Source organism: Streptomyces sp. MnatMP-M17 (genome assembly GCF_900091995.1).
Taxonomy (GTDB): Bacteria; Actinomycetota; Actinomycetes; order Streptomycetales; family Streptomycetaceae; genus Streptomyces.
Genome location: NZ_FMDK01001018.1, coordinates 1 through 4,252, shown reverse-complemented (window position 1 = coordinate 4,252; position 4,252 = coordinate 1). Strand labels below are relative to the sequence as shown.

4 protein-coding genes are annotated in these 4,252 nt (G+C 68.8%); all 4 read left to right on the top strand.

Annotation, left to right across the window (positions count from 1 at the left end):
- The first annotated feature begins 115 nt into the window (after nucleotides 1-115).
- The 4 genes from GA0115259_RS35255 (at nucleotide 116) to GA0115259_RS35240 (ending at nucleotide 4,070) form a co-directional block, all read left to right on the top strand.
- Nucleotides 116-412: a zinc-ribbon domain-containing protein gene (locus GA0115259_RS35255; RefSeq protein ID WP_093604424.1), complete on the top strand. Its 297-nt coding sequence runs from the start codon at nucleotides 116-118 to the stop codon at nucleotides 410-412.
- Between the two features lie 159 nt (nucleotides 413-571).
- Nucleotides 572-1,012, top strand: a complete 441-nt coding sequence (locus GA0115259_RS35250) for an SH3 domain-containing protein (RefSeq protein ID WP_237540723.1) — start codon at nucleotides 572-574, stop codon at nucleotides 1,010-1,012.
- Nucleotides 1,013-1,137: 125 nt separating this feature from the next.
- Nucleotides 1,138-2,616: an FtsW/RodA/SpoVE family cell cycle protein gene (locus tag GA0115259_RS35245; RefSeq protein ID WP_093604420.1), complete on the top strand. Its 1,479-nt coding sequence runs from the start codon at nucleotides 1,138-1,140 to the stop codon at nucleotides 2,614-2,616.
- Nucleotides 2,613-4,070, top strand: a complete 1,458-nt coding sequence (locus tag GA0115259_RS35240; RefSeq protein ID WP_093604418.1) for a penicillin-binding transpeptidase domain-containing protein — start codon at nucleotides 2,613-2,615, stop codon at nucleotides 4,068-4,070. The genes GA0115259_RS35245 and GA0115259_RS35240 overlap by 4 nt, the downstream gene beginning before the upstream one ends.
- The last annotated feature ends 182 nt before the right edge of the window (nucleotides 4,071-4,252 follow it).

The following is a 4,252-nucleotide window of genomic DNA, read 5'->3' as shown; positions in this document are numbered from 1 at the left end:
CACCCACCCGCCCGCCACCGCCGCCGTCATCTCCGTACGGCAGTCTGGGTAGAGGGAGCAGACTCTCCCCGACGCTCCCGTCCCGGGGGCGTGTCTCGCGGAAGGAATCGCTCACATGATCATCTTCGGTACCAAGGGCTATCTCTACCAACTGGCCATACTGACGCTGGTCTGCGGCCGTTGCGGCAATCCCTCCGCGCATACGCTCAAGAAGCGCGTCACCAAGTTCACGCTGTTCTTCGTGCCGCTCTTCGCGTTCTCCACCAAGTACGCGACCCAGTGCACGTTCTGCGGCGCCGAGCAGCAGGTGACGAAGGAGCAGGCCGACCAATTGCTCGCCCAGAGCACCGGCCAGGCCGCCGGCAGTCCCGCGCACAACCGGACGGAGCAGCAGAACCCTTACCAGCGCTGAGCCTCCGCCGAGCCGACGCGCCGAGCCAGTGTGCTGAGCCCATATGGCGCGAGCACCCAGAGTCATGAATTGCGGACATTGAGTAGCGAACCTAGCGTGAACCACGCGAGTCATATGCCGGAATCACCGGCTCCTCGCCCTCAGGTCCCAGGAGTCACCATGCCCGTGCGTTCGCCCGGCCGTACCGCCGCCGTCCTCACCGTCTCCGCGCTCGCCGCCACGACTCTCGCCACCGTCTCCGTCGCACCCGCGTTCGCCGCGCCCACCGCCGCCGCATCCGCGGCCACCGGACCGGTACCGGTGGCCGCCGATGAGCCGGCGGGCAATCCACCGCCGAAGCCGCAGGCCGACGCCCAGGGCCTCGGCAGATACAGAGGCAAGGTCGTCGCCAGGACCGGTCTTCTCCTCCGGGACAAGCCGACGCGCAGCAGCAGAGTCGTCGGCGAGCTCGAGTACGGCGACATCGTGCGTATCTTCTGCAAGGTGGAGGGCGGCAGCGTGGACGGGAACAACCGCTGGTACCTCCTCGCCGACGGTAGCTGGGCCTGGGGATCGGCCAAATACATCCGCAGCCTGGGCGAGACACCGCACTGGTGCTGACACCTCGCCCAGCCCCGTACGGACCACGCGCCCACATAGGCCCGCACCACACGAAGTAAGCACGGCATGCTTTACGACTCCACATAAACGGACATAAGGCATGCCGCCTTGCTACGTTTCGATCCATGACCGCAACGACGGGGGACACTCCCCTGCCCGAGCCCGGCCTCCGCAAGCGCCGCGGCGTCGAACTCTCCCTCCTCGTCTGCGCCGTCCTCATCTCCGTCTTCGGCTATGTCAGTGTCGGTCTCGGCAAATACGGCGCGCTGCCGCCCGACGCGGCCGGATACGGCGCAGGGCTGGGCATGCTCGCCCTCCTCGCCCATATCGCGGTCCGTCTCCGCGCGCCGTACGCGGATCCTCTGCTGCTTCCCATCGCGGTGCTGCTCAACGGTCTCGGTCTGGTGCTGATCCACCGGCTCGACCTGGAGACCCCGAACGGCATCGCGGCGCCGACGCAGTTGGTGTGGTCCACGTTCGGCGTCGCGCTGTTCATCGCCGTCGTCGCGTTCCTGCGCGACCACCGCACGCTCCAGCGCTACGCGTATCTCTCCGTCGCCACCGCCCTGGTGCTGCTCATCGTGCCGATCTTCTATCCGGCCGTGAACGGCGCCAAGATCTGGATCAGAGTCGGCGGGCTCTCCTTCCAGCCCGGTGAATTCGCCAAGATCCTGCTCGCGGTCTACTTCGCCGCGTATCTCGCCGCCAACCACCATGTCCTCGCCTACACCGGCCGCAGGATCCGCAAGCTCCACCTGCCCACCGGACGCGTCCTCGGACCGATCGTCGCCATCTGGGTGATCAGTGTGATGGTCCTCGTCCTCGAACAGGATCTGGGCACCTCGCTGCTCTTCTTCGGGCTCTTCGTGATCATGCTGTACGTGGCGACCGGACGCACCGGTTGGATCGCCGTCGGACTGCTGCTCGCCGCCGTCGGCGCCTTCGCGGTCGGTTCGCTGGAGCCGCATGTGCACAGCAGAGTCCAGGACTGGCTGCATCCGTTCGCGTCCATCGAGGAAGGGCGCGGGCCCGGCCAGCTCGCCCAGTCGCTCTTCGCGTTCGCGGCGGGCGGGCTGTCCGGTACGGGCCTGGGCCGCGGCCAGTCCATTCTGATCGGCTTCGCCGCCAAGTCGGACTTCATCCTCGCCACCGCGGGCGAGGAGCTGGGCTTCGTCGGGCTGGCCGCCGTCTTCATGCTGTACGCGCTGCTGGTCGCCCGTGGCTACCGGACCGGTCTCGTCCTGCTCGACCCGTTCGGCCGACTGCTCGCCACCGGGCTCGCCTCGATCCTCGCCCTTCAGGTGTTCGTCATCGCGGGCGGAGTGATGGGCCTGATCCCGCTCACCGGTATGGCCATGCCCTTCCTCGCCCAGGGCGGCTCGTCGGTCGTCACCAACTGGGTGATCGTGGCACTGCTCATCCGGCTCAGCGACTCGGCCCGCAGCCCGCGCCCGGGACGCGCGCCCTCGCTCACACCCGAGTCCGAACCCACCTCCAAGCCCAAGCCCAAGCCCAAGCCCAAACAGACCGGAGTCGTCACACCCGCGGTCCTGGACCCTGGAGCCGGAGTGGTACGACCGGTGATCCGCGAGGACGACCGGTGATCCGCCATATCCGGCGCACCGCCCTCTTCTGTCTGCTGCTCCTCGTCGCCCTGCTGCTCAACGCCGTCAGAATCCAGCTCGTCGACGCGGACTCCCTCGACGGCAATCCCGCCAACCGCCGTGCCTCCGTGCTCCGTTACGCCCAGCCGCGCGGTGACATTCTCGTGGACGGCAAGACCGTCACCCGCTCCAAGGACACCCGGGAGCTGCTGCGTTACGAGCAGAGCTACACCCAGGGGCCGCTGTACGCGCCGGTCACCGGCTACGCCTCCCAGACATACGGCACGACGCTGCTGGAGAGCGCCGAGGACGACGTGCTCTCCGGTACGGAACCGATGCTGGCGCCCTTCCCCTTCTGGAACGACTTCACCCGCAGCCGGCAGCCCGGCGGTACGGTCGTCACCACCATCAAGGCGTCGATGCAGCGGGCCGCGTACGACGGACTCGCCGGGCGCCGAGGAGCGGTGGCGGCGATCGAGCCGACGACGGGCAGGATTCTGGCGCTGGTCAGCAGTCCGTCGTACGACCCGGGCCGGCTCTCGGGCACCGGCAGGAGTGTCACCCGCGCCTGGACCCGGCTGACCGGCGAGGAAACCCAGCCGATGCTCAACCGGGCGATCCGGGAGACCTATCCGCCCGGTTCGGCCTTCAAAATCGTGACGGCGGCGGCTGCGCTGGAGTCCGGGACGGTCAAGGACGCCTACGCGCCGACCGGTATCGAGGAACCGTTCATCCTGCCGGGCACCAGGACCAGACTGCCCAACGAGGCGGTCGGCTGCGGCCGGGCGTCGCTCGCGTACGCCATCAGATGGTCCTGCAATACGGTGATGGCCGGGCTCTCGGTGAAGGTCGGACCGGACCGGATGGTGCGCACCGCAGAGGGATTCGGCTTCAACGACGCCGGGCTCAGGATTCCCTCCCGTGTCGCCGCCTCCCGCTTCGACACCCGAATGAGCGACGACGAGCTGGCGCTGTCCTCCATCGGGCAGTTCGACACCCGGGCCACTCCGCTCCAGATGGCGATGGTCGCGGCAGCGGTCGCCAACGGCGGCGATCTCAGACACCCGTATCTGGTGGACCGCGTCACCACCGCGGACGGCGACATCGTGTCCCGTACGGGCGAGCGGATGTACCGGCGGCCGATGAGCCCGGCCACGGCGCAGCAGCTACGGCAGATGATGATCGACTCGGTCAGGGACGGTACGGGAACGAAGGCGGGCATTCCCGGCGTGACGGTCGGCGGGAAGACGGGCACGGCCCAGCACGGCGTGGACAACTCCGCTCTGCCGTATGCCTGGTTCATCGCCTGGGCACAGGCCGAGGACACGGTCCGGCCGGCGGTCGCCGTCGCGGTGGTCGTGGAGGACGCGGCGGCCGGGCGGGCGGACATCAGCGGCGGCGGGAACGCGGCGCCGATCGCACGCGCGGTGATGGAGGAGGCGCTGCGAGACTGAGGAGGGAGACCGGGCAAGGTCCATGGGCAGGCAGGCAGGACGGCGGGCAGGGGGTGTGCCTATGACGGAGCTGGTCGCGGAGGCGCTGGCGCGGATCGAACGGCTCGATCCGGAGCTGTGCGCGTTCATCGAGGTGTGGGACGACGAGGCGTCGGCGCGGGCGCGCACGGTGGACCGGCGGC

Excerpts from the sequence above, each read along its gene's own strand:
- GA0115259_RS35255 (WP_093604424.1), top strand. The coding sequence starts at position 116 with ATGATCATCTTCGGTACCAAGGGCTATCTCTACCAACTGGCCATACTG.
- GA0115259_RS35250 (WP_237540723.1), top strand. The coding sequence starts at position 572 with ATGCCCGTGCGTTCGCCCGGCCGTACCGCCGCCGTCCTCACCGTCTCC.
- GA0115259_RS35245 (WP_093604420.1), top strand. The coding sequence starts at position 1,138 with ATGACCGCAACGACGGGGGACACTCCCCTGCCCGAGCCCGGCCTCCGC.